The following is a 26,398-nucleotide window of genomic DNA, read 5'->3' on the forward strand; positions in this document are numbered from 1 at the left end:
CGGGGCTACGGAGGGGGCGGTTCCTGTGTCCCGGGAGCGGCCGGGCGGCGGATGCGGACCCTGCCCCTGTCGAGGTCCACTTGGAAGGGCGGGTCCTCCGCCGGCCTGACGTTCTTCCGTACACGTTCCTGTTCCATCCCGCGTTTGACGGCCTGGGCCCCGGGGTCGGCCTCCTGGACCAGTTCGGCGCCGAGGGAGGACAGGGTCTTGGTTTTGCGCCAGTAGATCCAGCCCCTGGCCTCCATCGCCAGCAGAACCCGATCCGCGAGAAGGACGAAGACGCCGACCGCTACGACGCCTCCGGCGATCAGCAGCACGGTGTCCATGGATCAGCGCCCGGCCTTCAGGCGGTCTGCCCAGCGGCGAAGCCCTCGGCGTGAGCCGCGAGGACGTGACCGAGGAGGCGGAGGGTTCCTCACGTCAACCCGGCCGGCCGCCGCACGGTGTCGGCCCCAGTGATCGTCGGGGGACAGCAGCGGTGCCCTGCGGTCGGCCTGGGCCCGGATCTCGACGTGAGACGCGTGAGCGGTGGTGCGGAACGCCTCTTCGTACGAGGCCAGGGCCGCGCTCATCGCCCCGCCGGCGAGGCCCCGACGGCGAATGCGCGCCGCCAGCCACACGAAGAGGCCCAGGACAGCGGCGAGCCCGCCCATCGAGATCAGGAACGGTAAGAACGCATCCATGGCCATGAGCCTACTGACCGGCACGCGTCATCGAGGGGCGGGCGGTGCGGCGGAAACCCGGTGGACAGAGATCACGTGCGCGGCAGACTGAGCCCATGACTCCCGCCACGTCGGACGCCAAGGCCGACCTCCGCTTCTATCTGCGGTCCGCCCGCGACGCCCTGCTGTGGAAGCTCGAAGGGCTGTCGGAGTACGACGCCCGCCGCCCGCTGACGCCGACCGGCACCAACCTCCTGGGGCTGGTGAAGCACGCGGCCGGTGTCGAACTGGGCTATCTCGGCGACACCTTCGGACGGCCGTCGGGCATTCCACTGCCCTGGCTCGACAGTGACGCCGAGCCCAACGCGGACATGTGGGCCACCCCCGACGAGTCCCGCGACGACATCGTGGGCCTCTACCGCCGGGCATGGGCGCACGCGGACGCGACGATCGAGGCGCTGGCCCTCGACACCGTCGGCAGGGTGCCGTGGTGGCCCGACGGCAAGGACGAGGTGACGCTGCACCACGCCGTCGTCCGCGTGATCGCCGACACCCAGCGGCACGCCGGGCACGCCGACATCCTCCGGGAACTCATCGACGGCGCGGCCGGAATGAACGAGGGCAACACGAGCCTGCCGTCGAGCGACCCGGCGTGGTGGGAGGACTATCGCGGCCGACTGGAACGCGCGGCCGAGGAGGCCGACCGAAAGGCGTGACGCCGGCCATCGAGAGGCCGAATACGCATTGCCCAGTTCCACTCCTCCCTTATACCGTTGATCCCATGACTGCCGGGTCGGCCTTGAGCCGTGAGCGGATTGGTTGCCCGGCCTCCGAGTGAGGTCGGGGCGGGCCAGGGGCCCGCCTGCTGAAGTTCCACGCGCCGAACACCGTTCCCTTCTTTCCGTGTTCCAGGTGTTCCTTTCGCGCGCGTCGAACCCACCCCATCGCACCGCAATGCACCGCAATGCACCCCACCGCAACGGCAATGCACCGCAACGCGCTGCGGCAATCACCCCTGCCCGAATTCCGCGATCCATGGAAAGCAGAGAATGCCCAACCCTTTCAACCAGCAAGTCATCGATGAGTTCCGCGCCCGTCACGGCGAGGTCGGCGGCTTCTTCGAGGGCGCCCGCCTGATCCTCCTGACCACCACCGGCGCCCGTACCGGCAACCGGCACACCACTCCCCTCGGCTACCTCCCCGACGGCGACGGCACGATCCTGGTGATCGCGTCGGCCGGCGGCTCGCCCAAGCACCCCGACTGGTTCCGGAACATCACGGCCGACCCCCGGGTCACCGTGGAGAGCGGGGCGTTCACGTACGAGGCCGAGGCCGCCGTACTGGACGGCGAGGAGCGGGACCGGGCGTTCGCGCGGGCGGTGGAGTCCGATCCGGGGTGGGCCGAGTACCAGGCGAAGACGGACCGTACGATCCCGGTCGTCGCCCTGCGCGAGGTCCCCGTGGCCGGACCGCCGAACATCAACGCCGGGTCCATGGGCGAGGCCATCAAGGTCGTCCATGACGCCTTCCGGCGCGAACTCGCCCTGATCAAAAAGGAGTTGACCGACAGCGGCGGAAAGCCGGGCCTCGGCGCACAGCTCCGCGTCAACTGCCTCACGTTCTGCCAGGGCCTGCACAACCACCACACCGGCGAGGACATCGGTCTGTTCCCCTTCCTCGCCGACCGCCACCCCGAGCTGGCCCCGACCTTCACCCGTCTCCACGAGGAGCACGAGCGGATCGCCGCCCTCGCCGAGGAACTGCGCCGGGTCGTGACGGCCGAGAACGCGGACCCCGGCGCCGTACTCCCCGAGATGGAGCGCCTCATCGCCGAGCTGGAGGCTCACCTCACCTACGAGGAGGAACAGTTGATCCCGGTGCTGGACGCCGTGGCGACGTAGGCCTGAGCGGCGGGCGGCGGGGCGCGGGGCGCGGGGCGCGGGGCGCGGGAGAACGCGCCGCGCACAGCCGCGTGATCAACCGGTGAGCGGCGCGCGAGCCCCCTGGGGGAGGGAGATCGGGCTCGCGTGCTCCGCCGCTCACCGGCACCGATCACCGTAGCCACGGACCCGATCACCAAGGTGCCGGTACGGTCATGACTCCGCCGCCTTCCGGTAACACGACCTCCCTCGCCACCGCTCCCGTCACCACGGCAACGCCCGCGCATGCACCACGTCCAGGCGCGACACCGCCCGCGTGAGCACGACGTACAGGCGGTGCAGCCCTCGCCCCTCCGCCGCCACGATCGCGGCCGGCTCGACGACCACGACATGGTCGTACTCGAGCCCCTTGGCCGCTCCGGCCCCCAACACCGCGATACGCGCCCCGAGTTCGTCCGGGCCGCCCGTCGCGACGCCGGCCTCGGCGAGCGCCTTCCGCAGCCGTACGACATCCGGACCGTCGGCCGTGATGACCCCGATGGACCCCTCCCGGGCGAGCGCGTCGCGCACAGCGGCGACGACCTCGGCGATGACGGTCTCGGCGACGACGCCCTCGCCGTCAGCCTCCTCCCCCTCCACCCTCCTGATCCGCAACTCCCCGTCCCGCCGCAGGGATCGACCGGCGGGCACATCCACCCCCAGCCGCCCCAGCAACCCGTTGGCCAGCCCGACGATGGCCTGTGGCACCCGGAAACCGGTGGTCAGAGGTACGACGACGGCGTCCGGCTTGCCCAGGTGGGCGAGGAGTCGAGGCCAGTCGTGGGCGGCCCACGGGGTCGTCCCCTGGGCCAGGTCGCCGAGGACGGTCACGGAACCGTAGGCCGCCCGGCGGGCGATCGCGCGGCACTGCATCGGGGAGAGGTCCTGGGCCTCGTCGACGACGACATGGCCGTAGCCGGCGGGGTGTTCGAGGAGTCCCGCGACCTCGTCGAGGAGGACGAGGTCGGCGGCCGACCAACGGGCCGACCGCCACGTCCGAGGGGGCTTCGCCCAGGTCAGGGCCTTCCGCTCGTCCGCGTCGAGCAGTCCGTCCGCCGCGGCGGCGAGCGCGTCGGGGTCGCCGAGCAGCCGCGCCACCACCTCCTCCGGCCGGACCTTCGGCCATACGGCGTCGACGTACGCGGCGACCGGCCGCGACCGCGAGAGCCGGTACAGCCACGCGCCCGGGCGTGGGCCGGCCCGCCGCTCCGCCTGCTCCCGCAGCAGCCGTACGACGCGCGCCCGGACCCGCTCCCGCCCGATGTCGTACGGCGGTTCCGGCTCCTCCGCCCGTACGTCCGCCACGATGCGCCGGAGCTCGTCACCGGAGACCCGCCAGCGGTACGAACCGTCCGCGACGACGAGGGAGTCGCGGTACGCGGCGGAATCGCCGCCCGCGACACCGGCGTACAGGGCCCGGCGGAGCACCTCCGCCATCCGGGCGTCGTGCTTCACGATCGCGGCGCGCTCGTCGTCCTCCGCCGCGACCGGGTGCCGAGCGATCTCGTCCGTGACCGTCGACTGCCGCACACCCGTCTCGCCCAGGGTCGGCAGGACCTCCGCGATGTACGAGAGGAAGGTGCGGTTCGGGCCGAGGATCAGCAGTCCGCCGCGGCGGATGCGCTGGGGGTGGGTGTAGAGGAGGTACGCGGCGCGGTGCAGGCCGACCGCTGTCTTGCCGGTGCCGGGGGCGCCCTGCACGCAGACGGAAACGGTGAGATCCGCGCGGACCAGGTCGTCCTGCTCCGGCTGGATGGTGGCGGCGATGTCCCGCATGGGGCCGAGGCGGGGCCGCTCGATCTCGGCGGCGAGGAGGCTGCCCGGGGAGACAGGGGCTGGGGAGACAGGGGCCGGCGAGACGGGGGCTGGGGAGACGGGGGCTGGGGAGACGGAGCCCTGGCCGTCCGAGGCCCTCCGGCGATCCGGGTGCAGGTACTCGTCCTCCAGCCCCGTCAGGTCGGCGGAGTCACCGCGGCTGCCCGGCGCCCACCCGAAGCGGCGGCGGACGGCGACGCCCCGGGGGTCACGGGAACTGGCCTGGTAGAAGGCCCGCGACACCGGCGCCCGCCAGTCCACGACGAGGGGCGGCACGGCCGGGTCCTCGCTGATCCGCAACCGCCCGATGTGATAGCTCTGCCCGGCGTGATCGGGGTCGGCGTCACCGGCGTCCATGCGATCGGGGTCGGCGTCACCGGCGTCCCCGCGATCGGCGTCGGTGTGCTCGGCCTCCATGCGATCGGCGAAATCGAGCCGCCCGAAGAACAGCGGCCCCTCCGGCAGCTCACGCATCTCCTTCGCGCGGCTGCGGAGCCGATACCCGAGCACCTCCGCGTCGGCGCCCGACGCGGAGACGTCCTCGCCGACGACGACCTGCTCCCCCGCCCCCTCGACCATGGCGGCCAGGGCGCCGCGGCAGGTGTCGTGGTACGCGCGCTCGTGGGCCAGAGCGTGCCGGAGGGCAGGGTCGGCGACGGGTTCGGGAGGCGTCATTCCACTGACCCTACCGAATAACGTTACCGAGTTAAATTCCTAACCGAATCTCATACAGGTCTCCTCCAGCCGCCCGAACACCCGCTCGGCGGCGGCGACGGCGTCCCCCTGGATCTCCTCCACCGGCTCCCCCCGCTCCACCCGCCGCCAGTTCTCCTCGGCCAGCACCCGCCGTACGGCCACGATCTGCGCGGCGGCGACCCGCGCGTCGAGCCCTCCCCCGAGCGCCTCGGCGAGCGCGGACTCGGCCCGCTCCAGATGGCCGTACAGCCGGGCGACCAGCGACGGCGTCCCGTACAGCAGTCGGTGGAAGGCGAGCACCTGCGGATGGTCGTTCAGCCCGGTCACCGGGTCCCGCCGGGCCAGCCCGTCCAGGAAGTGCGCCCGCACCGCCCCCACCACCGACTCCCCCTCGGCCCGCCCCGCGACCACCCGCGCCGTCTCGTCCTCGTGATCGGCGATCCGGTACAGCACGAGGTCCTCCTTCGCCGGAAAGTAGCGGAAGAGGGTCGGCTTGGAGATCTCGGCCGCCGCGGCCACCTCGGCCACGGACACGGCGTCGAAGCCCTTCTCCAGGAAGAGCCGGATCGCGACCTCCGACACCGTCTCGTACATCCGCCGCTTCTTGCGCTCCCGCAGGCCGGTCTCACTCATGCGGTCGAGCCTACGCAGGCCCGTACGCGGCGGCGGTGCGCGTCACACGCCCACCGGGACCCCGGCCTCCTTGGGGCCGCCGCGTTCGCCCCGGGGCAGGGCGCGGGCCAGGTAGGGGTTCTCCGTGGAGCGGGCGGGCAGGCCCAGCGCGGCCAGGGCGGCGGCGAGGGTCATGGCGTACGAGTCCACGGCCCGGCGTACGTTGGGGGCGTCGAGGCTCGCTCCGGTGACCAGGCGGTCGAGGTCGACGTAGGCGGAACGGACGATCTCGATGCGCCGGTAGACGAGCCAGTCCCGCTCCCAGTCCTTGGTGTGGGCGGCGGAGAGGCCGCTCACCCAGCGGCGGAACATACGGTCGCGGATCTCCGGCCGGGTCGGGGTGAGGTGCATGTGCCTGACCAGGTCGTACAGCGGATCGCCGACCATCGCCATCTCCCAGTCGATGATGGTGAGGGCCAAGCGGTCGTCACGGCGTACGAGGTTCCAGGGGTTCAGGTCTCCGTGCAGCAGGGACAGCCGCCGGTCGGTCAGCCGGTGCCTGCCGAGGATCTGGCGCAGCCGGTCGGCGTCGGGCAGGCCCAGCACGCGCGCCAGTTCCCGGGGCTCCTTGGGCAACTCCGCGACGAGATGGACCAGTTGCCGGCACAGCCAGCCGTAGAAGTCCGGCTCGGGCGGCTGGCCCAGCGCCTCGTGGTCGACCTGCGTCAGGGCGCACAGCTGGTCCACCAGCCCGTCCGCCTCGTGCGGCCGCAGACCGTTGACCGGGTGGCTGGGGGGCCGGTCGCCGTCGGGCGGGCCGACGTAGGTGTGGATGGTGAAGGGGTCGTCGAGGTAGCTCTCGCCGAGCGCCAGGACTCTCGGGGCCGCCACCTCCACCCCGGACCGCTCTATGGCGCCGAGCACCGCGTGCTCGTTGAGGAAGCTGGGCTCGCGGCGGCAGAAGGAACGCGCCCTGCGGCGTACCACCACGAGGTGGTCGACGTCGGGCACCCGCACGACGGTGTTGAGGTGGGCCGTGCCCTTGAAGACCCGGCCCGCGGGTGCCGTGCCCTCCGCGGCCAGCGCCGCCAGCACGGCCGTGTGCGGGAACTCGGGGCGTTCGTCGAATCGTTTGTCCGGCCGCCAGCTCATGCCGGGGCCCTCACCGTCGTGCCGTCCACGCCATGAGGCCTGCCAGCGGTAGAGGACGCGTTCGACCTCGGCCATGTCGGGGACGTCCGTCAGGCCGAGCGGTTCCGCCGCCGCCTCCAGCGCGCGGTGCACCTCGGACGTCGCCTCGTCCAGGCTCTGCTGGTCCCGCGAGGTCTCCAGGGTCCGTGCGGCGCGCATGACGTCCGGGAAGACCGACTGGGCCCGCTCGAAGTCGACGTAGTGCCGCAGGTCCCTGTCCAGGCCGTTGAGCGCCGCCGGCCGGGCCGTCCGCATGGCCCGCGCCCAGGCGTCGATCACCTCGTCCCACTGGTGCTCGGGATACTCCATCCGGACCAGGTGCGTGGCCAGGTCGTGCAGGGGGTCGCCGTAGGTCGCGAGTTCCCAGTCGACACACATCAGGGGCGGGTCGCCGAGATAGCTGACGATCACGTTGTCCCGGTGCAGGTCCGTGTGGAGCAGGCTGTACGGGCGCCGGGCCATGGCCGGTACGCGTTCGGCCAGCCGGGTCAGCGCGTCCTCGGGGACGCCCAGGGCGGCGAACAGCCCGCCGAACACGTCCCAGTTGCGCCGCCGGATCCGGCGGTCCGCCAGATGGACGAGGGTGCGCAGAAAACCGCGGCTGTCCTTGTCGTCGCGCGGCCAGTGCGCGGGCAGCGGGGGCAGTGCTTCCCTGCGTACGTGCGTCATCCGGGCCAGCAGGCCCGCCAGGCCCGTGACGACCAGGCTGTCCACGGGCTTGCCGTTCCCGCAGATGCTGGAGAGCGTGACCCCTTCCACATAGCTGTGGATGGCGAAACCCGGGCGGGAGACGAGGCATTCGGGGGCATGGGGCAGGGTGCCGCGCAGGGCTCTCAGCAGCTCGGCCTCGTTCTCCCAGGTCCGGATGGTGACCGGCAGCGCGTCGGCGCGCCGGATCCGCACGATCACCGAGGTGTTGGGCTCCAGAAGGGTGCCGGTCTCGCGGCCGATGAAGCGGGCCATGTCCCGGGTCAGCGGGTGGACGTAGTTCTGGTTGTGGTGGCCGCAGTTCGCCTGGCCGTGTTCACGGGCGCTGCTGACGAAGCGGTGGAGAACGTCGCCCGGAGGACGGGGAACAGGAGATGCGCCCACTGGTCGCTCCTGGGGCTTGCGCGAGGGCTGGGAAAAGTGAGGCAAAGGTAAATCCATGGGGCGCGCTCTGGAGGGCAGAGACCGAAATTCACAGGCCATTCGGAGTGGTTTGCCACTCTTTCTGCCGTCCTGGGCTGCCCGGGATCACGGCGGGTTGGCCGTCACTCGCGGCACCGGAAGCGGTGGCTCCCCTAAGCGGTTCGCGCATGCTACCCGAGTTTTACTCCTCTGAAGTCACTGGCATATTCATCTGGCAAGCCGAGCGTCACATGTGGCGAAGTGGACCATCAACGCAGGCCCTTCACCAATTCCCGAACAGGTTTCAAAGAACTCACAATGTGGTGAGGTGCGACGCCCGCCGTCTTCAGTTCGTCGAGTTTGTCCTCGCGACGCGCGTAGCCCAGGAACCGGACTCCCGCCCCCTCGGCCGCCTCGAAGTCCGTCGGAGCGTCACCGATCATCAGGGTGAACGCCGGGTCGGCGCCCATCGCGCTCAGGGCCTGGCGCAGGATGTGGGGGTGGGGCTTCATCAGGTCGAGGTTCCGCGTGCGGCCGTAGACGAAGGGGAAGCAGTCGGTGAGGCCCCGGATGCCGATGTAACGCGCTGCGGCGCGCGCCGAGTTGTTGGTCGTGACGGCGAAGCGGGCCCTTTGCGACCAGGTTCTGATGAGCGGGTCGGCGTACTCGGTGGGGAACGCCTTCGGAACGGCGACGAGTTCCTGCTGGGTGAGCCATTCCTCGAGGTCGGCTATCAGGTCGCTGCTGGGGTGCCGGTCGCCGAGGCCGCGCAGCACGGCGAGCGGATCCCGTTCGCGGCGCTCCCGCTCGGTGAGCAGCCCGCCCAGCCCGCGTCTCTCGATCTGTTCCACCAGATTCACCGCCACCTGATGCGCCGGATGCCCCGCGAACAGCCGGCAGATGGGCCCGTCCAGGTCCCAGAGCACGAAGCGGACAGGGGCGATCAGTTCCCGCAGGATCTCTGTCTCTACCGTCACCGGTTCAGTCTGCGCCGAAGAAGTCACTAGGCGAGTGTGAGGTCAGTGGTGATTGTTTCCCAGAGGGCGTCGAACCACTGCTGGGACTGCTCCACGAATGCGGCGTCGCGCGCACCGCTCCCCTTCTCGAAGGAGAAGAGGAGGGACTGGGTGCCGAAGGCGTCGTACATCTCCAGCGGGCCGTCGTCCATCTGCTCCTCGCGCTTCATGAGCATGTAGTAGGCGATGAGGGCTTCCTCGCCGTTGAGGAGGTAGAGCTTGACGGGCGGGGTGAAGGGGAGGGCGCGGAAGGTCACGCGGACGTCGAGCTTGTGGGAGGTGCGCAGGGCCTGGAGGTTGTGGCGCAGGACGCGGATCTGGGCGTTGCGCTGGTCGAGCCAGCGCTTGTGGACGGGGTCTTCCTCGTCGGCCTCGCCCCGCGCCTCCACCGGGACCGGGAACGCCAGGTTGATCTTCCGGGAGGGGAGGAGGATGCGTACGTCGATGGACTCGGGGCGGATCGTTCCCTCATGGATGAGGCGGACCGGTTCGCCGAGGGCCAGCATCAGGGTCTCGGCGGTGAGACAGGCCGCGTCGATGCGGACGTGCGGCGTGGAGAACGCCTCGGTCAGACGGGGGGCGAGGCCCACCATCGTCGGCTGCGGCTCGTCGTCACGCGGGGCGTGGGGGGTGGCCTCGGCGACCCTGGGCGGGCTCCCCTTGCTCACGTTGGTCAGCAGCCCGGCCTCCTGCAGGAGGCGCAGGGCCTGACGGACCGCGCCGCGCTCGACGCCGAACTCCTCCGCGAGTTCGGCCTGGGTGGGCAGGCGTTCGCCGCGCCCGAGCTCTCCGCTGTGGATGCGGTCCCGCAGGGTGTCGGCGATCTCCCTGGACGAGATCTTTCTGCTGCCGTTCACTGCAACGTTCTCCTGGGTCACGACCAAACGCTACAACTCTCATCCATCTTTGTGGAGTTCACTGCAAGGTGGTTATGAACCTTGACCAAGTGGGAACCATTTAAACGAAGTTGGTTGCCAACTTGGTTGAGTTGGCGGAGGTTTTGCCTCCTCTCGCGGATGGATGGCAAGTAGCGGCAACCAGCAAGTAGCTCATCCGCTCACAACCCCTCGGAGGAGGTACCACCATGCCCGCCATCGCCCTCATCTCCGCCATCGCCGTCGTCGCCTTCCAGCGCTTCGTCGAGTGGCGCTTCGGCACCATGGGAATCGTCGGTCTGCTGTTCCTCACGATCGGGCTGAAGGCGAGGAACCACACGTGCAGCTCGATCGGCGCGGTCATCCTCACACTGATCTTCGCCGGGCCCGCCGTCAGCTCGTGAGCAGCAGATCCGAACTGATCGTCTCCCACAGCGCGTTGAACCACAGGTGGGACTGTTCGACGAAGGTCGTGTCCCGCGGGGCGGCGGCCGCGCCCTGTTCGAAGGCGAACAGCATGGACTGGGTGCCCTCGGCGTCGTACATCTCCAGGTGCTCGCTGTCCACTTCCGCCTCCTTCCGCTGGACCGTGTAGTACGCGAACAGCGCCTCCTGCCCGTTGAGGAGGTACAGCTTCACGGGCGGGGTGAAGGGCAGCGCGCGGAAGGAGACACGGACGTCCACGCCGTGCGTGGACCGCAGGGCCAGCAGGTTGTGCTTCAGGACCTGGCCCTGGGCGTTGCGCTGGGCGAGCCAGCGGCGCTGCAGCCGGCCGTCGACCGAGGCGTCGACCGGGGCCGGGAAGGCGAGCGCAATGTCACGGCTGGGCAGCATCACCCGGACATCGACCTTGGCCGGTTTTATGCGCCCCGCGTGAATCTCGCGCAACGGCTCACCCATGGCGAGCGTGAGGGACACGGAGGTCAGACAGAGGGCGTCGATCTCCACGTGCGGGGCCGCGAAGGCGGCGGACACACGGGAGGCGAGCTCCACCATCGTGGACCGCGGCGCCGCTCCCGGGCCGCCGAGCTCGGCCGCTTCCAGGCGTGGGGCGACGGTCGCCGGGCTGCCCTTGGAAACGTTGGTGAGCAGGCGCTCCGACTGCAGGATGCGCAAGGCCTGCCGTACGGCCCCCCGCTCCACGCCGAACTCGTCGGCCAGCTTCGCCTGCGTGGGCATGCGCTGTCCCGGTCGCAGCTCGCCGGACCTGATCCGGCCGCGCAACACGTCGGCCACCTCGCGATGTGACCTCTGGGGCCGCTGTGACGACTTCCGTCCATCGACGGCCGTGCGTTCCCGCTCCACGAACAAACCCTACAACTTCGCGCCATCTTTGGGCAGTTCAGGGGAAGGTGGTTATGAGACGACTCCAAGCGGAGATAAGTAAGATGGAGTTGGTCACCAACTTTCCCAACATGGTCAAACTTTCAGATGGTTGGTGACTCTGGCAACTGCCACACAGACCGACCGATCGACCTCCCTTCCGGAGGGGAGCCGGGAGTTCGACCGGTCCGCACAGCCACAACTGAATGGTTCAGCCACAACTGAATGCGCAGCCACAACCACAACCGCATAGCTACGGACAGCAGCACACCACAGGGAAAGGTCCACAAGAGATCCCAGCGAGACCTCGGAGCAGGTCTCAGAAGATGTCCGGGCACCATGGGCGCCTGGACGTCCGCAGCAGGGCGTCGGCCACGGAGGCGGCGCCCTTCCGCTGTTCCCGCACCCGCCCGAGCGCGGCGAGCCGTACGGCCGACTCGTCGCCCAGCCACAGCGTCGCCAGGTCCGAGGCCTCCAGGACGAGGTCCCCGTCCTCGCTCGTCGGCACACAACTCGCCCCGTCCGGGCCCGCGTCCAGCCGGTAGCGTCCGTCGGCGTACCCGTCCCCGTCGACGACCTCCAGCACCAGCGTCCCGGTCCCCGCGTACGTACGGGCCTCCAGCGCCCGTACGACGTCCAGGATCCGTACCCACAGCCAGTCCGCCTGGGTGGTGAGGCGCGCGGCGCGCGGGTCGGGGAGGAAGTGCGGCAGGAGGTCGTCGGGGGCCCGCCAGCCCGACTTGACCTTGGTGATCCAGTCGATCGAGCAGAGGTAGTGCCACAGGGCGCGTTCGGCGGCCGGGGTCGTCGCGATCAGCCAGTTGACCTCGGCCGTGTTCTGCGGCTGCTTCATCCCCCAGTCGTCATCCGCCTCGTACGAGACGATGCCCTCGACCTCGCCGGCCGCCGAGCGGTACACCGCGTAGAACGGCTCGGTCCAGGAGGAGTGGACCCGCAGGTCACCGGTGTTGATCCGCCACCAGCGCTCGTCGCGGCTCACCGCGCCGGGCTGGGCGGGGCGCAGGCGGTCGTGGAGGGCGGGGCCGAGGGCGCGTACGGCCGCGCCGTCGACGAGGTCGATACGGCCGCCGTCGCCGGGGCCGGACCAGCGGGGGTCCAGGCCGGTGCGGGGAACGTCAATGGTCCACTCGGTGGTCCAGGTGGCGGGGCCGAAGCCGTAGCGGCCGTAGATCGGGTACTCGGCGGCGATCAGGGTGGCGACGACGTCGCCGCGTTCCTTCGCGGCGGCGAGGTCGTGGGCCATCATCCGCGTGAGGATGCCTCGGCGGCGGTGGGTGGGGCTGACCGTGACGTTCGAGATGGCGTCGGCGGGGACGGTTCGGCCGCCCACGGTCGTCAGCTCCTGAGGGAAGGAACGGAAGGTCCCCACGACGGGGGTGGTGTCGTCCGGGTGGAGTGCGGTGTGGGGGCGGGACGCGTCGAAGGCGGCGAGGGTGCGGGACGGGTCTATGTGGGAGGTACGGTCCTTGAGCTCCTGGTCGGAGAGCTGGGCCGGGGCGCGGAGGAAGCCGGTGTCCAGGGCGCGGAGCCAGGCGTGGGTCTCGTCCTCGGTGACGGGGCGTACGGCTATGTCGTGGGAGGAGCTCATGAGGCCACGCTAGGGGGCGTCTCGCGGTGTGTCTCCGGGTTTTTTCGCCCCCGCCGCCCCTACCCGCCCTCCCCCACCCAGGGGCTGCGCCCCTTCGCCCCCGGGTCGGATTTCGTCTGCGGGCCCGGTGGGGCTTCTCGCGCAGTTCCCCGCGCCCCTTGAGGGCCTGCCTGCGCCCCTTTCGGGTCGAAAAGGCAGGGGCGCAGCCCCGGCCTTTTCCAAGGGCGCGGGGAACTGCGCGACCAGCCCCCACCGGGCCCGCAGACGACCACGCACCCTCTACGTCAGCAGGTCGTCCACCTGGGCCTCGCCCTCCCGGTAGCGGCGGGCGATCTCGGCGCTGCAGTCGTCGGCCGTGCGCTGGAGGTGCTGGCGGCGGCCGGAGATCTGACGCTCGTGGTGGACGAGGCGGGCGAGGCCGGCGGTGAGTTCGTCGTCGGTGCGGGCCTGGAGGTCGGAGAGTGCGACCTCGTCCAGCAGCTCGGCGGCGAGCCGGCGGTACTCCTCCCCGTACGGCGTGCCCACCGTGACATGGCGGGCCGACGAACGGTGCCGGGCCGGGGCGTCCGTGAGGATCGCCGAGAGCCGGTCGACGAGCGCCGAGGGCTCCTGCGGGGCCGCGGGGTCCGCCGCGCCGCCTCTACGGGCCAGCTCGGCCCGCAGGATGTCGATACGGCCCTGCAGCAGCCGCCTCAGATAGCTGAGGTCGGCCTCGTCCCGCTGGGCTTCCCGGCGCAGGGTGCGCAGTTCGGGCAGCCGCAGCAGGGACAGGTCTCGCTCGGCCGGGCCCGGCGGCGGCAGTGGCTCGCTGTCCGTGCGCTGGACCGGTGGCCGACGGACGCCGGGGCCGGGCCCCGGGCTCGTACGGGTAAACGTGGCAGTGCCCGGGGGCTGCCCGGTACTCGATGTGCTCATGCGCCTCAACCGTCCCCTCGACCGGTGTGTGTGAGCATGGTGCCACTCCCCGTGGCCGCTATGTGACCGAGTCCCCGCGATCCACCCCAGATGGTCGCTAATGGATCAATGAGAAAGACCGGGCAAAGCACTCCTCAAACCCCGGTGATCACAAACCCCCCGTAAGGAGGACCCCCTCGCGTACGGCCGATGGACGTCGGCGGCATGATGGTCGGCATGCGTGCGGTGGTGCAGAGGGTCGACGGCGCGAGCGTCGTCGTGGACGGTGAGACGGTCGGGGCGATCGAGGGCGAGGGACTGTGCGTCCTCGTCGGGGTGACGCACGACGACACCAAGGAGAAGGCGGCGCAGCTGGCGCGCAAGCTGTGGTCCGTGCGGATGCTGCACGACGAGAAGTCGTGCGGTGACGTGGATGCGCCGTTGCTGGTGATCAGCCAGTTCACGCTGTACGGGGACGCGCGGAAGGGACGGCGGCCGACCTGGAACGCGGCGGCCCCCGGGGACGTCGCCGAGCCGCTGGTGGAGGAGGTCGTCGCGCAGCTGCGGGCGTTGGGGGCGACGGTGGCGACGGGGCGGTTCGGCGCGAAGATGCGGGTGTCGCTGACGAACGACGGCCCGTTCACGGTGCTGCTGGAGATGTGACGGCGCCCGGCCGTCGCCGTACGAGCGGCGCCGGGCACGGTTCTACGGCTCGACCACGGTCTCCTGGGCCGCCGCCGTCGTGTCGGCCAGGAGCCTCGCGTCCACCGGGATGTTGCGCTTGACCAGGGCCAGGGCGACCGGGCCCAGTTCGTGGTGGCGTACCGAGGTCGTGATGAAGCCGATCTTGCGGCCCTCCGGACCGTCCTCCGCCACCCGGATGTCCGCGCCGCGCGGCGGGAGGTGGACCTCGCTGCCGTCGAGGTGGAGGAAGACGAGGCGGCGGGGCGGCTTGCCGAGGTTCTGCACCCGGGCGACGGTCTCCTGCCCCCGGTAGCAGCCCTTCTGGAGGTGCACCGCCGTGCCGATCCAGCCCAGCTCGTGCGGGATGGTGCGGTGGTCGGTCTCGAAGCCGAGGCGCGGGCGGTGGTGCTCGACGCGCAGCGCCTCGTACGCCAGGAGCCCCGCCGCGGGGCCCGCCTTCTCGGCGTACGACTCCAGGTCCGCGCGCGGGAGGAACAGATCCCGGCCGTACGGCGTCTCGCGGACGACCACGCCCTCCGGGACCTCGGCGATCGAACCGGCCGGGAGGTGGACGACCGCGAAGTCACCCGTACGGTCGGCCACTTCGACCCGGTAGAAGAACTTCATCGACTCCAGGTAGGCGAGCAGCGCGTCCTGGGTGCCGGGCTCGACATGGGCCCAGACCGTCGTGCCGTCGTCGACGAGGTACAGCGCGTGCTCGATGTGGCCGTTGGCGGAGAGGATCAGCGCCTCGGTGGCCTCGCCGGTGGGGAGTTCGCTGACGTGCTGGGTGAGCAGCAGGTGCAGCCAGCTGAGCCGGTCCTCGCCGGTGACGGCGACGACACCCCGGTGGGAGAGGTCGACGAATCCGGTGCCGTCGGCGAGGGCGCGCTGTTCGCGGAAGAGGTCGCCGTAATGGGCGGCCACGCCTTCGTCCACGCCCTCGGCGGGGACGGCACCGGGCAGGGACAGCAGAGGGCTCTTCATACGCTAAGCCTACGACTCGGTAGTTGAAGTCTTGGACGCTGAAGTCTGGGGCGCTGAAGTCTGGGGCGCGGAGCTCTTGAGGGAGCAGTCTTCGCAGCGGCCGAAGATCGCGAAGTGCTTCATGTCCGTGTCGAAGCCGAACGTCTCGCGCAGCTTGGCCGTGAACTCCGCCGCGACCGACACATCCGCCTCGATCACGTTCGTGCAGTCACGACAGACGAGGTGGATGTGGTGGTGCCGGTCGGCCAGATGGTACGTCGGCGCCCCGTGCCCCAGATGGGCGTGGCTGACCAGCCCGAGCTCCTCCAGGAGCTCCAGGGTCCGGTAGACCGTGGAAATGTTGACCCCCGACGCCGTCTTCCTCACTTCCACGAGGATGTCGTCGGGGGTCGCGTGCTCCAGGGTGTCCACGGCTTCGAGCACGAGTTGCCGCTGCGGCGTCAGCCGGTAGCCGCGCTGCCTGAGGTCGCTCTTCCAGTCGGTGCTCACCACACCACGAGTCTAGAACTACTTGAAGAAGGCGATGCCGTCGTCCGGCATGTCGTCCGGGAGGGCCTTGGCCCAGCGCTCGACGTCCTCGGGGGTGACGACCTTCTTCAGGTGCGCGGACATGTAGGGGCGCAGCTCGACGTCGGGCGTCGACTTCTCGCCGACCCACATCAGATCGCTGTTCACATAGCCGTACAGCCGCTTGCCGCCGCTGTAGGGGCCCGAGGCCGCCGTACGCGCGACCGCGTCCGTGACCAGGTCGATCTGCGGCTTCTGCTTGGCCAGCTCGCCGTACCAGACCTCGACGACACCGTCGTCGCGGGTCATGACGATCTCGACCTTGCGGTCGGCGTCCACGCGCCAGAAGCCGGACTCGGTCTCGAGGGGGCGGACCTTGTTGCCGTCCTTGTCCAGCACCCAGGTGTGGGAGCGGTACTCCAGGAAGTCCCGGCCGTCGTGGGTGAAGGTGACCTCCTGGCCGAAGTTGCACTTCTCGGCGCCGGGGAAGTCATGGACGCCCGCGCCGGCCCAGTCGCCGAGCAGGAAGGCGAGGGGGACGAGGTCCTTGTGCAGGTCGGACGGGATCTCGATCATGAGTGGCGGTTCCTGGATGTCCTGGAGGTCCTGGGCGTCGGTCGGACGCGGGTCAGCGCTGGCCCTGGTACAGCTTCTTCACGGCCAGACCGGTGAAGGCGAGAACGCCGACACAGACCAGGACCAGCAGTGCTTCGAAGAAGATCTCCACGGGGTGCTCCTCGGATGAGCGGAGGTTCGGTACTACACAAGGCCGGGCCCCAGCTTACGCGGCTGGGGCCCGGGGCGGTTCGGCAGGTTCCGCGTTCCTCAGTCCAGCAGCTGGCTCTGCAGGACGACCGTCTGCTGGAACGGGATCGCCTCGGTGGCGCCCTTCCCGGACTGGATGACCACGGCGAGGGTGTCCGCGGCGGAGAGGTACGCCTGGCGGACCTGCTCCTCGCCGTACGGCTTGCTCTCGACGTACGGGGCGCGCTCGATGTCCACCAGCTCCGAACGGGCGGGGAACTCCTCGTCCCGGAGGATGGTCCCGTCGGTACCGCGCAGCTCGTAGCGCGGGCTGTTGTAGCCGGTCAGTTCGAGCGAGAAGACCTCGTCCGCGAGGGCGGCCGTGTTGAACTGCAGCAGGTAGATCCGGGTGCGGGTGCCGTCCGGCATGGTCCAGCCGCGTGCGGCGATGTGCCGTACGCCGTAGTCGGTGAGGACCTGGCCGAGTTCGTCGGCGGCGTCGTCCTCCGCCGAGAACTCCTTGAGGAAGTCCTTCGTGGGCAGCCAGCCGTCCTCGCCGCGCAGCGCCGCGTCCACCTCGGCACCCTTCGGCGCGGGCAGGACGAGGTCCCGCAGGTCGGCGTGGTGGGCCCCCGCCTCGTTCGTCTCCGCGAACGGGCCCGGGCTGCCCGCCGGCAGCGCCGGCTTCGTCAGCACCGGGTACTCCCACCGCCCGTCCGACTCCGTCGCCAGCCCCGGCACGTCCGTCCGCTCCATCCCGAGGACCCCGGTGAGGGCCGCCATCCCGACCGCCGCGAACACGACGACGGCGGCGCTCCACCGCAGAACGGCCCGCAGGACACGACGGTCCTTCTTGACCGGGGGTGCGGCGGGGAGGGGCGGGGCCTCGAAGACAGGGGGTGTGGGGGAGGGCGGTACGAGGGCCGAGGACTGGGGAGGTGGCGGCGGCTCCTGGGTGAGGGCGGGTGCCCGCACAGAGGCAGCGGGCTCCGCCGGTCCGGGGACGGCGGCCTTGTCCGCACCGGGAGCGGGCTGCTCGGCGTCAGGGGTGGGCCCTTCGGCCTCGGCGGCGGGCTGCGCGTCGGCGGCACTCCGCTCGGCCTCTGCGGCGGGCTGGTCCGGTACGGGCGCCGCGGCGTCGGCGGCCGTGGTCGAGAGCGGGGCCGTCGTCGTCTGCTCGATGGTGAGCGTCGGCTCAGGCCGCTCGCCGGCCGGGGTCTCCGCCCGGCCCGTGGTGGGCTCGTCCCGGTCCGTCGTCGTCTGCTGGTCGGTCATACCGCCTCCCCCGGTTCGGCGATGCGGTCGAGTTGCTCGCGGACGAGCCGGGCGACCGCCTTGGTGTCCATCGGCTTGACGCCGTACGCGTCGACGGTGACCAGGACGTCGCCCTGGGCGGCGAAGCAGAACACCGCGTCGAGCTTGACGTCGGCGTCCTTCGGCGGCAGGAAACAGCTCGCGTTCTTGTGACCCTCGACCTTCGGGCCCTTGCGGAAGACGTCGAGGATCTCCAGGAAGTCCTTCTGGAACGTCGCGACGTCCTTGACCGCGCCCTTGTCCATCCGCACGAGTTCGACGCTCGCGGTGAACGTGTCCTCCGAGGAGAGCGACTCGGCCTGGCCCAGGTAACTGCGCATGGCCAGGCCCTGGATGTCCTGGCGTTCGAGCTGCCGTTCCAGCTGGCGGCGCTGGGAGCGGGGGAGGTCGCGCAGGGACTCCTTGCGCAGGTCGGTGGCCTGGGCACCGCTGAGCGCGGCGTCGGAGCCGAACTCGCCGATGTCCGGGCCCCGCGTCCAGGTGTCGTCGTAGGGGACGAGCGTGGCGGCCAGGCCGGTCAGCTCGGGGGCCTTCTTGTTCTCGGCCGTGGTCTTGGGGAACTTCCAGCCGGGTGCGCCGGGGTCGCGGTCGGCGGCGTCCACGGTGCGTACGGTGTAGCCGACGGTGCCGAGGGTGGCGGCGAGCAGCAGCACGCAGGCGGCGACCGCGGCGATACGGCCACGACGGCGGGGCTTCTTCTTCTCGGGCGCGGGTGTTGCCCCAGAGGGCTGCGGCTCGGTCGACCCGGTGATCCCTGCACTCTCGCTCACAGCCGCTCCATCTGGCGCTCGGCCACGTCGAGGATCTTGGACTTGGGGATGGGCTTGGTGTCGTTGAGCCAGACTTCGAGGAAGATGTCGCCACGCCAGGCGTGGGCCCGAGCGGTGTAGTACGGCAGATAACCGGGCTCGGTCTCGGGCTGATTGTGGACGAAGGCCCTGCCGTCACCGGTACCGGGGATGCGCCAGCTGTCGGTGTCGTCCTCTTCGAGGGCCCAGTAGTAGGCGTCGTCGGCGTTGTCCGAGGCGCCCAGGAAGTCCTCCTGGTGGAACTGGACGAGACGGATCTCCACCTGGAACGTGCTGCCGACCCGCCAGCCGGTGACGGCCGTCCGCCGGAACTCCTCCTCCACCAGCGAGGTGAACGCGCCGTCCGGCTCCTCGTAGAAGCTCGCGTAACCAGCCAGGTCCAGCCAGCCGTCGTCACCCCGCAGGGTCCCGAACTCGGTCGCGTTCTTCGGCTTCTTCAGCAGCAGTTTCCGCAGGTCCCCGTCGGTGCGCACCTTCCGGTCCTGCTCGGCCGAGAGCGGCTCGGGCCCCTTCCCCTTCGCCCGCGCGAGCGTCGGCTGCGACAGCGGGGGCAGCGCGGTGGGCTCCCGGTCGGCCTGCACGAGGAAGCCGGCACAGGTCCCGGCCACGAGCCCGAGGGCCGCCGCCCCGGCGATCAGCGCCGCCGTACGCCCACGCCGCCGCCGCGGCCGGTCGGCGGACACAGAGGTGCCGGCCACCCCGGCCACGCCCACCGACACTTCAGGCGCTTCAGGTACGTCCGGCACTTCAGGTACTTCCGCGACTTCCAAGGCGATCCCCCACAAGACATGAAGCGCGGATTCCGTATCCGCGCACAGGAGACCCACGGTCGGCGCACCGGGTTGCGCCGGAGTTGATTACGATTCGGACTACCATTCGGCCATGGCGAAGAAGCTCGTGATCAAGGTGACGGCCGGGGCCGACGCCCCCGAACGCTGCTCCCAGGCCTTCACGGTGGCCGCCGTGGCCGTGGCCAGCGGGGTGGAGGTGTCCCTCTGGCTGACCGGCGAGTCCGCCTGGTTTGCCCTCCCGGGCCGCGCCGCCGAGTTCGAACTTCCGCACGCCGCCCCGCTCCCCGACCTGATCGACTCGATCCTGGCCGGCGGCCGGCTCACCCTGTGCACGCAGTGCGCCGCCCGCCGCGACATCACCGAGCAGGACGTCATCAAGGGCGTACGGATCGCGGGCGCGCAGGTGTTCGTACAGGAGTCACTCGCCGACGACACCCAGGCGCTGGTCTACTGACGACGCTGGTCTACTGACGGCGCTTCTTGCCGTCCAGTTCGTCCCACCACTCGTCGGACTTCGGGTCGCCGGAGGGGTCGTCCCACCAGCGGTCGTCCGGGCCGCGCCGGTTGGCGAGGACGGCGGCGAGCGGCGGGATGACCATGGCGACCAGGCACATGCCGACCGCGACCGGTACCGACCAGAGGCGTACGACGCCCCAGGCCAGGACGAAGAGCCCGATGCAGGTGCCCATCATGGCGAAGTACGTGTGGCGCCGCCGTGCGTACATGTCTCCAGCGTAGGCCGCGCACGCCGAAGGGCCGCACCCCAGGCGTCCCATGCCAGGGGTGCGGCCCTTCAGCCGTTCGCGGTCTGCCTCAGACGGCGATCGCGACCTCCGCGAGCGCGCCCTTCTCGGCGACGACGACCGTACGGTCGGCGGTGCCGCCGGGGACGAGCGCGCGGACGGTCCAGGTGCCCTCGGCCGCGTAGAAGCGGAACTGGCCCGTCGCGGAGGTCGGGACCTCCGCCGTGAACTCGCCGGTCGAGTCCAGCAGACGGACGTAGCCCGTCACCGGCTCGCCGTCGCGGGTCACCTGACCCTGGATCGTGGTCTCACCGGGCTTGATCGTCGAGGCGTCCGGGCCGCCGGCCTTCGCTCCACACATGTCTTTCTCCAAGAGGGGTCTGACCGGAAGGAAGGCCGGTCGGGATGAACGGGTGTTCGCTTACTGCTCGTCTGTGACTCGTCTACTGCTCGTCCTACTTGTTGGCGCCGAGCTCGATCGGGACGCCGACCAGGGAGCCGTACTCGGTCCAGGAGCCGTCGTAGTTCTTGACGTTCTCCACGCCCAGCAGCTCGTGCAGGACGAACCAGGTCAGCGCGGAGCGCTCACCGATACGGCAGTAGGCGATGGTGTCCTTCGCCAGGTCGACCTGCTCCTCGGCGTAGAGCTCCTTGAGCTCGTCGTCCGACTTGAAGGTGCCGTCGTCGTTGGCGTTCTTCGACCACGGGATGTTGCGCGCGGACGGGACGTGGCCCGGACGCTGCGACTGCTCCTGGGGCAGGTGGGCCGGGGCGAGCAGCTTGCCGGAGAACTCGTCGGGCGAGCGCACGTCGACCAGGTTCTGCGTGCCGATCGCGGCGACGACGTCGTCACGGAAGGCGCGGATCGCGGTGTTCTGCGGCTTGGCCTTGTACTCGGTCGTGGGGCGCACCGGCACCTCGTCGACCAGCTCGCGGGCGTCCAGCTCCCACTTCTTGCGGCCGCCGTCGAGAAGCTTGACGTTCTCGTGGCCGTACAGCTTGAAGTACCAGTAGGCGTAGGACGCGAACCAGTTGTTGTTGCCGCCGTAGAGGACGACGAGGGTGTCGTTGCCGATGCCCTTCTCCGACAGGAGCTTCTCGAAGCCGGCCTGGTCGACGAAGTCACGGCGTACCGGGTCCTGGAGGTCCTTCGTCCAGTCGATCCGGATCGCGTTCTTGATGTGGTTCTTCTCGTACGCGGTCGTGTCCTCGTCGACCTCGACGATGGCGATGTTCGGGTCGTCGAGGTTGGCCTCGACCCAGTCGGCGTCGACGAGGACGTCGCTGCGGCTCATGCTCTTTCTCCTCCGGGGCAGTTGCGGCGGGTTGCCTCCGGCGGTTGGGCCGGGGGCGCGCAGGGGTGGGCCCTGGCTGAACAGGGCAGGCATCGGGGAACGCGACAGCAGAAACCGTCGCTCAGAAGGGGCGACAGAGCATGGCGGCGACGCGGCACAGGTCTACTGCCCGCCGCTTCGTGAGATCCGCCTGTCGCTTCATGGTTGTCGATCGTAGGGACGGACAGGCGGGCGTGTCACCGGCGTGTCGGATATTGAGACACGATCGTCCGCAATGTGGGACCAGAGGGGGTAAGGACGGCGACCGCGCCGATTCCCGTGGGCTGTATCGATCGTCACATCTGCCGTACGGACATGAGCGTCTCGCCAGTCGGACACCGCGGGTCCGGCGGATCAGCCGGGATGCGCGCCGGTTCCCGCCCTCGTCCTACCCGGCCAGCTTGATGTTCGAACCCTTGACCGTGATCTCCACACCGCTCGGGGCCGCCTCGACCTTGTCGAGCTTGATGCCGCCGGGCAGGTCGTCGATGGCCTGCTGGAAGTCGGTGATCGAACGGACGGCGTCCTCGGCGAGGTCGAAGCCCCCGGCGGAGGGCAGGGAGTCGGCGTGCACCTCGACCGTGTCGCCCTTGACGCTGACGGTACTGAGGACGGAGACGGTCTGCGGCTCGAGGGCCGGCGGGTCGATCTCGACGTCGACCTTGATCTTGCCCTTGCCGCCGTCGGAGAGGCCGACGACGCGGGCGGTGAAGCCGAGGCCGATGTCGTTCGGCTCCGACTTGGCGGCCTTGAGGAGTTCGGTGTACGAGATGGTCGCGGTGCCGGTGGCGCTGGCGGCCGTGGCGGAGCTGAAGTCGCTGGAGAAGGAGACGCCGCGCATGTTCGCCTTCAGGTCGGCGATCCGGATGCTCTCGCCGGACTTGCCCGTGCTCGCCTCGTAGTTCTCGATGCCGACCTCGACGTCGTCCAGTTCGCCGCCCGCGACCTGGGTGAGGAAGGGGAAGCCCTTGATGGACACGTCGGGGGTGGCGGCCAGGCCCTCGCTGGTCTTCAGCTGCTGGGCCGCCTCGTCCTCGGCGAAGCCGACGGCCACGCGGTCCGCGACGACGAAGAGGCCGCCCAGGATCACGGCGACGATGACGAGTATTCGCAGTGCGCGCATGTCTCGGTGTTCCCCACGTTGTCCACTCGGCGGTCGGTCCTACGCGAGAGTAATCCGGTCCGCGTAAGGGTGGGGTGGGTTCCCCGTGGCTTGTTGATCATCTGTGACAGGTGGGGATTCGTGACAGACGGGTTTTCAGGTGCGGGGTTTGGTGGGGGTTTAGTGGGGGTTTGTCACGCAGTTCCCCGCGCCCCTGAAGGCCGGGGCTACGTCCCGTGCTTTTGTCTCCCGCCCGCACCCGTCATCCCAGCGCGCGGCCCAGCAGATACACGGCCGGGGCCGCCGCCGTCAGCGGGAGGGCCACACCCGCGGTGAAGTGGACGAAGCGCGAGGGGTAGTCGTAGCTGGCGACCCGGTGGCCGATGAGGGCGCAGAGGGCGGCGCCGGCGCCGAGGAGGGCGCCGGAGGTGCCGAGGCCGGTGGCACCGCCGACGGCGATGCCCGCACCCGTGGCCGCCAGCAGGGACACGATCACCGAGGCCGGGGTGGGCAGGGGCAGGGCACGCGCCAGGACGGCCACCGCCACCGCGATCCCGCCCACCGTCACCGCGTCCGCCACGGCCGCCAGGTACCCGGTCGCGATGATCGACAGCGCCGCCGAGGCGACCGTCGCCATCAGGCCGTACATCCGCTCGTCCGGGTCCGCGTGGCTGCGCAGCCCCAGCACGATCCCGAGCAGCACCCACACGCCGAGCGTCCCGAGGATCGCGGCGGGCGCGTTCTCCCGGCCGGCCGCGAAGAGGGCCACGTCCGCCGCGAGGGCGCCCGCGAAGGCCAGCACGATGCCCTGCCGGGCCGGCCACATGCCGTTCAGCCGGAACCAGCCCGCCGCCGTCACGGCCTGCAGGATCACCAGGGGTACGGCGAGGGCGTACTCCCCGACCGCCGCGGCGCCGGCCAGCAACAGGCCCAGCACGGCCGTGATCAGCGCCGGCTGCATCCCGGGCTCGATGATCGGCGACCGGCCCTCGGCCCGCGCCCGCTGGGCATCGGTGACCCGGGTGTTGCCGGTGAGGGTGGGCGGACCGTAGCCGGGCTCGGCCGACGGCGCGGCGGGGCCGGCCGGGGGCTGAGCCTGGCCGGCCTGGGGTCGCGGCTGCTGGGGCTGCTGCGGCTGGGCCTGGGACGCGTGCATGCCGTACGCCGCGTTCTGGCCGTACGGCACGCCGTACTGCGCGTCCTGGCCGTCCGTCTGCGCGGGCAGGTACGCGGTCTCCGTCAGGTTGGCCGCGGCCGACGTCTGGGGCTGGATCTGGGTCTCCCAGGTCTGGCCCTGCCACTGCTGGGTGTACTGCTGGCTCTCGTCGTAGCCCTGCCACTGCGGCTGCTGGTACGCGTCGTAGCCCTGGTGGCCCTGGTGGCCCTGGTGACCCTGGTGGTCCTGGTGCCCCTCGTACCCGTACGGCTGGTTGCTCATGATGTGGGGGTCACCCTCCTGCGAACGGCGGGAGCACCTCGACCGTGCCGCCCTCGGCCAGACGTACCGTCTCATGTTCACGGGTGCCCACGGGGTTCCCGTCGACGAGGAACGAGCACCGCCGCAGTACGCGGTCGAGTTCGCCGGGGTGTCGCTCGCGGGCCGCGGTCAAGGCGTCCGCGAGGGTGGCCGCGTCGTAGGGCTCCTCGGCGACGCCGGCCGCGGCCTTGGCCGCGGCCCAGTAGCGGACGGTGCCCTTTGGCATCTGCGTTCCTCTTGATTCGTCGTGACGGGGTCAGGCTACGGGGCGGGCGGGCTCGTGGGGAAACGCACGTTCCTCGTCACCCACTTCCCGATCCGCTCCAGCAGTTCCTCCGCCGCCGCGTTCTCCGCGTGGCCCATTCCCCTCTCCAGCCACAGTTCGCCGTGGTCGCCCGCCGCCGCGGCCAGCATTTCGGGGTGGTCGACCGGGAAATAGCCGTCTCTGTCGCCGTGGACGATCAGCAGCGGGGTCGGGGCGATCAGGGGGACGGACTCCACCGGGGAGAGCGGGACGGGGTCCCAGTCGCGGTGGTGGATGCGGGTGCGGAAGCCGTAGCGGCCGATCAGACGGCCGGTGGGGCGGGTGATGAGCCAGTGGACCCGGCGCATGGGAGGCGTGCCCCGGTAGTACCAGCGGGCGGGGGCGCTGACGGAGACGACCGCGTCGGGGCCGTCGGGGAGCGCCGCGTGGCGCAGGACGACCGAGCCGCCCATCGAGAAGCCGACCGTGGCGACGTGTGCGTGGCCGAGTTCGCGGGCCCAGCGGACCGCCGCCGCGAGGTCGAGCACCTCGCGGTCGCCGACCGTGGAGTGGCCGCCGGATCTGCCGTGGCCCCGGAACGAGAAGGTGACGACGGCCCCGTACCGGGCGAAGGTCTCCGCCACCCTTCGAACATGTGGGCGGTTGGCGTCACCCGTGAAGCCGTGGGCGACGACGACGGCGAGGTGGCCTCCGGATGGAGTCCCGGTGTCGCCGGAGGTGTCGCGGGAGGCGTTGTATACGACGGGTCCCGGGTCGTATACGGCCTCGATGTTCACCCCGTCGTCAGTACGCAGAAACCTGCGCAAAGCGGTTCGCGGAGGCGGCGAAGTCGTTCGATCGGCCGTCTCAGAGTTCGGAATGTCGAAAGATCGCGTCACATGGCCTGCCGGACCAGCACTCATGTGGGCTATTCTGCTGGACAGAGGACTCGGGCAATGTCGCCCCCGGGTCCTTTTGTGCTTTCGGAAGCGTTGTATACGAGCGGGAAACGCCAGGTGACCGCAGGTGTACGGGCCCCGGGATCGCAGAGCAGAACGCTGTGAAGCCCCGCAGTCGCCATTGCAGTGCCGCAGTGCCGCACTTGTCCTCGCAGGGACCGAGGAGGAACCAGACGTATGAGTTCTCTGCTGCTCCTGACCAACGCCCTCCAGCCTTCCACGGAGGTGCTGCCGGCCCTCGGGCTGCTGCTGCACAACGTGCGCGTGGCACCGGCGGAAGGCCCCGCTCTCGTCGACACCCCCGGCGCGGACGTCATCCTGATCGACGGACGCCGTGACCTCCCGCAGGTCCGCAGCCTGTGTCAGCTGCTCCGCTCCACCGGGCCCGGCTGCCCCCTCATCCTCGTCGTGACCGAGGGCGGTCTCGCCGCCGTCACCGCGGACTGGGGCATCGACGACGTCCTCCTCGACACCGCCGGCCCCGCCGAGGTCGAGGCGCGGCTGCGGCTGGCCATGGGCAGGCAGCAGATCGTCAACGACGACTCCCCGATGGAGATCCGCAACGGCGACCTGTCGGTGGACGAGGCGACGTACTCCGCCAAGCTCAAGGGCCGCGTCCTCGACCTCACCTTCAAGGAGTTCGAGCTCCTCAAGTACCTCGCCCAGCACCCGGGCCGCGTCTTCACCCGCGCCCAGCTGCTGCAGGAGGTCTGGGGCTACGACTACTTCGGCGGTACGCGGACGGTCGACGTCCACGTACGACGCCTGCGCGCCAAGCTCGGCCCCGAGCACGAGTCGCTGATCGGAACCGTCCGGAACGTCGGTTATCGATTCGTTACGCCGGAGAAGGCGGAGCGCGCGGGCGACGACGCGAAGGGCAAGGCCACGGCGTCAAAGGCGGCGGATACGGACGAGACGGCGCCTCTGGAGGCCGCCGAGGTCACGGCCGAGGCGTAGTGCGCCGTCCCCTCGGGCCACCCC

Annotated in this window: 28 protein-coding genes; 6 read left to right on the top strand and 22 right to left on the bottom strand. The window is 70.6% G+C overall.

The features are described from left to right. Positions 1 to 5 precede the first annotated feature (5 nt). Positions 6 to 326 carry a hypothetical protein gene (locus ACWD26_RS18690; RefSeq protein WP_451271310.1) on the bottom strand — a complete coding sequence of 107 codons (321 nt, stop codon included), beginning with the start codon at positions 324 to 326 and terminating at the stop codon, positions 6 to 8. 452 nt (positions 327 to 778) lie between these two features. On the opposite strand from ACWD26_RS18690, the gene ACWD26_RS18695 reads away from it, so the two are divergent. Together ACWD26_RS18695 and ACWD26_RS18700 are read left to right on the top strand one after the other, a co-directional pair. Further along, on the top strand, positions 779 to 1,378 hold the full coding sequence (locus ACWD26_RS18695; protein ID WP_451271312.1) for a DinB family protein: 600 nt from the start codon (positions 779 to 781) through the stop codon (positions 1,376 to 1,378). A 333-nt stretch (positions 1,379 to 1,711) separates the two neighbouring features. Next, the gene (locus ACWD26_RS18700) at positions 1,712 to 2,563 is read left to right on the top strand and encodes a nitroreductase/quinone reductase family protein (protein ID WP_451271314.1); all 852 of its coding nucleotides are present in this window, start codon (positions 1,712 to 1,714) and stop codon (positions 2,561 to 2,563) included. Between the two features lie 243 nt (positions 2,564 to 2,806). On the opposite strand, the gene ACWD26_RS18705 is transcribed toward ACWD26_RS18700, so the two are convergent. From ACWD26_RS18705 to ACWD26_RS18725, 5 genes are all read right to left on the bottom strand, one after another. Next, the gene (locus ACWD26_RS18705) at positions 2,807 to 5,071 is read right to left on the bottom strand and encodes a HelD family protein (RefSeq protein ID WP_451271316.1); all 2,265 of its coding nucleotides are present in this window, start codon (positions 5,069 to 5,071) and stop codon (positions 2,807 to 2,809) included. Between the two features lie 39 nt (positions 5,072 to 5,110). Further along, positions 5,111 to 5,725 (bottom strand): TetR/AcrR family transcriptional regulator, encoded by a 615-nt coding sequence (locus tag ACWD26_RS18710; protein ID WP_451271318.1) that lies wholly within the window; start codon positions 5,723 to 5,725, stop codon positions 5,111 to 5,113. Positions 5,726 to 5,767: 42 nt separating this feature from the next. Continuing rightward, positions 5,768 to 7,987 carry an aminoglycoside phosphotransferase family protein gene (locus ACWD26_RS18715; RefSeq protein ID WP_451271320.1) on the bottom strand — a complete coding sequence of 740 codons (2,220 nt, stop codon included), beginning with the start codon at positions 7,985 to 7,987 and terminating at the stop codon, positions 5,768 to 5,770. A 287-nt stretch (positions 7,988 to 8,274) separates the two neighbouring features. Continuing rightward, on the bottom strand, positions 8,275 to 8,982 hold the full coding sequence (locus ACWD26_RS18720) for an HAD family hydrolase (RefSeq protein ID WP_451271322.1): 708 nt from the start codon (positions 8,980 to 8,982) through the stop codon (positions 8,275 to 8,277). Positions 8,983 to 9,008: 26 nt separating this feature from the next. Continuing rightward, positions 9,009 to 9,878 (bottom strand): GntR family transcriptional regulator, encoded by an 870-nt coding sequence (locus tag ACWD26_RS18725; protein ID WP_451271324.1) that lies wholly within the window; start codon positions 9,876 to 9,878, stop codon positions 9,009 to 9,011. A gap of 227 nt (positions 9,879 to 10,105) precedes the next feature. Here ACWD26_RS18725 and ACWD26_RS18730 point away from each other — a divergent pair, with 227 nt between their 5' ends. Continuing rightward, positions 10,106 to 10,300 carry a hypothetical protein gene (locus ACWD26_RS18730; protein WP_451271326.1) on the top strand — a complete coding sequence of 65 codons (195 nt, stop codon included), beginning with the start codon at positions 10,106 to 10,108 and terminating at the stop codon, positions 10,298 to 10,300. On the opposite strand, the gene ACWD26_RS18735 is transcribed toward ACWD26_RS18730, so the two are convergent. From ACWD26_RS18735 to ACWD26_RS18745, 3 genes are all read right to left on the bottom strand, one after another. Continuing rightward, positions 10,290 to 11,207, bottom strand: a complete 918-nt coding sequence (locus ACWD26_RS18735) for a winged helix-turn-helix domain-containing protein (protein WP_451271328.1) — start codon at positions 11,205 to 11,207, stop codon at positions 10,290 to 10,292. The genes ACWD26_RS18730 and ACWD26_RS18735 overlap by 11 nt on opposite strands. A gap of 331 nt (positions 11,208 to 11,538) precedes the next feature. Next, entirely contained in the window at positions 11,539 to 12,828 is a 1,290-nt protein-coding gene (locus ACWD26_RS18740; RefSeq protein ID WP_451271330.1) for a GNAT family N-acetyltransferase, read from the bottom strand. Between the two features lie 279 nt (positions 12,829 to 13,107). Beyond that, positions 13,108 to 13,743, bottom strand: coding sequence for an RsiG family protein (locus ACWD26_RS18745; RefSeq protein ID WP_451271332.1), 636 nt, complete (start codon positions 13,741 to 13,743; stop codon positions 13,108 to 13,110). 216 nt (positions 13,744 to 13,959) lie between these two features. Here ACWD26_RS18745 and dtd point away from each other — a divergent pair, with 216 nt between their 5' ends. Then, positions 13,960 to 14,385: a D-aminoacyl-tRNA deacylase gene (gene dtd, locus ACWD26_RS18750; protein ID WP_257569462.1), complete on the top strand. Its 426-nt coding sequence runs from the start codon at positions 13,960 to 13,962 to the stop codon at positions 14,383 to 14,385. A 42-nt stretch (positions 14,386 to 14,427) separates the two neighbouring features. On the opposite strand, the gene ygfZ is transcribed toward dtd, so the two are convergent. The 6 genes from ygfZ to ACWD26_RS18780 all read right to left on the bottom strand — a co-directional run bounded on the left by ygfZ (position 14,428) and on the right by ACWD26_RS18780 (position 19,465). Beyond that, positions 14,428 to 15,393, bottom strand: a complete 966-nt coding sequence (ygfZ, locus tag ACWD26_RS18755) for a CAF17-like 4Fe-4S cluster assembly/insertion protein YgfZ (RefSeq protein WP_451271334.1) — start codon at positions 15,391 to 15,393, stop codon at positions 14,428 to 14,430. Positions 15,394 to 15,402: 9 nt separating this feature from the next. Continuing rightward, positions 15,403 to 15,885 (bottom strand): Fur family transcriptional regulator, encoded by a 483-nt coding sequence (locus ACWD26_RS18760; RefSeq protein WP_451271336.1) that lies wholly within the window; start codon positions 15,883 to 15,885, stop codon positions 15,403 to 15,405. Between the two features lie 15 nt (positions 15,886 to 15,900). Further along, on the bottom strand, positions 15,901 to 16,476 hold the full coding sequence (locus ACWD26_RS18765) for an FABP family protein (RefSeq protein ID WP_451271338.1): 576 nt from the start codon (positions 16,474 to 16,476) through the stop codon (positions 15,901 to 15,903). A gap of 249 nt (positions 16,477 to 16,725) precedes the next feature. Further along, positions 16,726 to 17,919, bottom strand: a complete 1,194-nt coding sequence (locus tag ACWD26_RS18770) for a hypothetical protein (RefSeq protein ID WP_451271340.1) — start codon at positions 17,917 to 17,919, stop codon at positions 16,726 to 16,728. Further along, positions 17,916 to 18,728, bottom strand: coding sequence for a hypothetical protein (locus tag ACWD26_RS18775; protein ID WP_451271342.1), 813 nt, complete (start codon positions 18,726 to 18,728; stop codon positions 17,916 to 17,918). The genes ACWD26_RS18770 and ACWD26_RS18775 overlap by 4 nt, the downstream gene beginning before the upstream one ends. Beyond that, on the bottom strand, positions 18,725 to 19,465 hold the full coding sequence (locus ACWD26_RS18780; protein ID WP_451271344.1) for a hypothetical protein: 741 nt from the start codon (positions 19,463 to 19,465) through the stop codon (positions 18,725 to 18,727). The genes ACWD26_RS18775 and ACWD26_RS18780 overlap by 4 nt, the downstream gene beginning before the upstream one ends. 184 nt (positions 19,466 to 19,649) lie before the next feature. Between ACWD26_RS18780 and ACWD26_RS18785 the strand changes: the two genes are divergently transcribed. Continuing rightward, a complete protein-coding gene (locus ACWD26_RS18785; protein ID WP_159769465.1) occupies positions 19,650 to 20,012 on the top strand; it encodes a DsrE family protein in 363 nt (120 codons plus the stop codon). Positions 20,013 to 20,022: 10 nt separating this feature from the next. Here the strand turns inward: ACWD26_RS18785 and ACWD26_RS18790 are convergent, their stop codons facing one another. The 7 genes from ACWD26_RS18790 to ACWD26_RS18820 form a co-directional block, all read right to left on the bottom strand. Then, complete coding sequence (locus tag ACWD26_RS18790; RefSeq protein WP_451271346.1) at positions 20,023 to 20,283, bottom strand: DUF3099 domain-containing protein; 261 nt, start codon at positions 20,281 to 20,283, stop codon at positions 20,023 to 20,025. An 88-nt stretch (positions 20,284 to 20,371) separates the two neighbouring features. Continuing rightward, entirely contained in the window at positions 20,372 to 20,662 is a 291-nt protein-coding gene (locus ACWD26_RS18795; protein WP_043502058.1) for a DUF1416 domain-containing protein, read from the bottom strand. A gap of 94 nt (positions 20,663 to 20,756) precedes the next feature. Next, positions 20,757 to 21,596: a sulfurtransferase gene (locus ACWD26_RS18800; protein ID WP_451271348.1), complete on the bottom strand. Its 840-nt coding sequence runs from the start codon at positions 21,594 to 21,596 to the stop codon at positions 20,757 to 20,759. Positions 21,597 to 22,023: 427 nt separating this feature from the next. Further along, the gene (locus ACWD26_RS18805) at positions 22,024 to 22,758 is read right to left on the bottom strand and encodes an LmeA family phospholipid-binding protein (protein WP_451271350.1); all 735 of its coding nucleotides are present in this window, start codon (positions 22,756 to 22,758) and stop codon (positions 22,024 to 22,026) included. A 241-nt stretch (positions 22,759 to 22,999) separates the two neighbouring features. Further along, on the bottom strand, positions 23,000 to 24,175 hold the full coding sequence (locus tag ACWD26_RS18810) for a hypothetical protein (RefSeq protein ID WP_451271352.1): 1,176 nt from the start codon (positions 24,173 to 24,175) through the stop codon (positions 23,000 to 23,002). Positions 24,176 to 24,185: 10 nt separating this feature from the next. Next, a complete protein-coding gene (locus ACWD26_RS18815; RefSeq protein ID WP_451271354.1) occupies positions 24,186 to 24,440 on the bottom strand; it encodes a MoaD/ThiS family protein in 255 nt (84 codons plus the stop codon). 35 nt (positions 24,441 to 24,475) lie between these two features. Beyond that, entirely contained in the window at positions 24,476 to 25,381 is a 906-nt protein-coding gene (locus tag ACWD26_RS18820) for an alpha/beta hydrolase (RefSeq protein ID WP_451271356.1), read from the bottom strand. 213 nt (positions 25,382 to 25,594) lie between these two features. On the opposite strand from ACWD26_RS18820, the gene ACWD26_RS18825 reads away from it, so the two are divergent. Beyond that, the gene (locus ACWD26_RS18825; protein WP_451271358.1) at positions 25,595 to 26,374 is read left to right on the top strand and encodes a winged helix-turn-helix transcriptional regulator; all 780 of its coding nucleotides are present in this window, start codon (positions 25,595 to 25,597) and stop codon (positions 26,372 to 26,374) included. Positions 26,375 to 26,398: the final 24 nt, after the last annotated feature.

Source organism: Streptomyces sp. NPDC002787, from assembly GCF_053592095.1.

What these genes read in the sequence shown, in the direction of transcription:
- ACWD26_RS18690 (WP_451271310.1), bottom strand. Translation starts at nt 326, where the DNA reads ATGGACACCGTGCTGCTGATCGCCGGAGGCGTCGTAGCGGTCGGCGTC.
- ACWD26_RS18695 (WP_451271312.1), top strand. Translation starts at nt 779, where the DNA reads ATGACTCCCGCCACGTCGGACGCCAAGGCCGACCTCCGCTTCTATCTG.
- ACWD26_RS18700 (WP_451271314.1), top strand. Translation starts at nt 1,712, where the DNA reads ATGCCCAACCCTTTCAACCAGCAAGTCATCGATGAGTTCCGCGCCCGT.
- ACWD26_RS18705 (WP_451271316.1), bottom strand. Translation starts at nt 5,071, where the DNA reads ATGACGCCTCCCGAACCCGTCGCCGACCCTGCCCTCCGGCACGCTCTG.
- ACWD26_RS18710 (WP_451271318.1), bottom strand. Translation starts at nt 5,725, where the DNA reads ATGAGTGAGACCGGCCTGCGGGAGCGCAAGAAGCGGCGGATGTACGAG.
- ACWD26_RS18730 (WP_451271326.1), top strand. Translation starts at nt 10,106, where the DNA reads ATGCCCGCCATCGCCCTCATCTCCGCCATCGCCGTCGTCGCCTTCCAG.
- ACWD26_RS18740 (WP_451271330.1), bottom strand. Translation starts at nt 12,828, where the DNA reads ATGAGCTCCTCCCACGACATAGCCGTACGCCCCGTCACCGAGGACGAG.
- ACWD26_RS18745 (WP_451271332.1), bottom strand. Translation starts at nt 13,743, where the DNA reads ATGAGCACATCGAGTACCGGGCAGCCCCCGGGCACTGCCACGTTTACC.
- dtd (WP_257569462.1), top strand. Translation starts at nt 13,960, where the DNA reads ATGCGTGCGGTGGTGCAGAGGGTCGACGGCGCGAGCGTCGTCGTGGAC.
- ygfZ (WP_451271334.1), bottom strand. Translation starts at nt 15,393, where the DNA reads ATGAAGAGCCCTCTGCTGTCCCTGCCCGGTGCCGTCCCCGCCGAGGGC.
- ACWD26_RS18765 (WP_451271338.1), bottom strand. Translation starts at nt 16,476, where the DNA reads ATGATCGAGATCCCGTCCGACCTGCACAAGGACCTCGTCCCCCTCGCC.
- ACWD26_RS18770 (WP_451271340.1), bottom strand. Translation starts at nt 17,919, where the DNA reads ATGACCGACCAGCAGACGACGACGGACCGGGACGAGCCCACCACGGGC.
- ACWD26_RS18785 (WP_159769465.1), top strand. Translation starts at nt 19,650, where the DNA reads ATGGCGAAGAAGCTCGTGATCAAGGTGACGGCCGGGGCCGACGCCCCC.
- ACWD26_RS18790 (WP_451271346.1), bottom strand. Translation starts at nt 20,283, where the DNA reads ATGTACGCACGGCGGCGCCACACGTACTTCGCCATGATGGGCACCTGC.
- ACWD26_RS18795 (WP_043502058.1), bottom strand. Translation starts at nt 20,662, where the DNA reads ATGTGTGGAGCGAAGGCCGGCGGCCCGGACGCCTCGACGATCAAGCCC.
- ACWD26_RS18800 (WP_451271348.1), bottom strand. Translation starts at nt 21,596, where the DNA reads ATGAGCCGCAGCGACGTCCTCGTCGACGCCGACTGGGTCGAGGCCAAC.
- ACWD26_RS18805 (WP_451271350.1), bottom strand. Translation starts at nt 22,758, where the DNA reads ATGCGCGCACTGCGAATACTCGTCATCGTCGCCGTGATCCTGGGCGGC.
- ACWD26_RS18810 (WP_451271352.1), bottom strand. Translation starts at nt 24,175, where the DNA reads ATGAGCAACCAGCCGTACGGGTACGAGGGGCACCAGGACCACCAGGGT.
- ACWD26_RS18815 (WP_451271354.1), bottom strand. Translation starts at nt 24,440, where the DNA reads ATGCCAAAGGGCACCGTCCGCTACTGGGCCGCGGCCAAGGCCGCGGCC.
- ACWD26_RS18820 (WP_451271356.1), bottom strand. Translation starts at nt 25,381, where the DNA reads ATGAGTGCTGGTCCGGCAGGCCATGTGACGCGATCTTTCGACATTCCG.
- ACWD26_RS18825 (WP_451271358.1), top strand. Translation starts at nt 25,595, where the DNA reads ATGAGTTCTCTGCTGCTCCTGACCAACGCCCTCCAGCCTTCCACGGAG.